A 234-nucleotide genomic window follows, 5' to 3' on the forward strand; every position below is an offset into this window, starting at 1 on the left:
ACATGGTGGATGATGTAGAACGTCTTATGCGTGAGTTCCCGGACGCGTAAGTTCGGCATCTGGTCCCGGGTGCGCTTCGCGTACCCGGGCTATACCCGGATAAGGCATTGATGCCGCATCCGGTTTTTTTGATTAATGCACAAAAGTCCGTTTTACACGTTCAGACATGCGGAAATAGGGTATCCAGATACAGCCAGCCACGATCGCGCGAATGAGGGAGCGTGCATCGTCATA

The 234-nt window shown here is 52.6% G+C and carries 1 protein-coding gene; it reads right to left on the minus strand.

Annotated elements, in window-relative coordinates; all coding sequences use genetic code 11:
* Positions 1–132: 132 nt before the first annotated feature.
* Positions 133–234 (minus strand): DUF2569 family protein (locus GJQ66_RS16810; protein WP_155049724.1); only part of this gene is annotated, 102 nt, incomplete at its 5' end.

It is taken from the genome of Microbacterium sp. ZXX196 (assembly GCF_009709595.1).
Taxonomy (GTDB): domain Bacteria; phylum Actinomycetota; class Actinomycetes; order Actinomycetales; family Microbacteriaceae; genus Microbacterium; species Microbacterium excoecariae.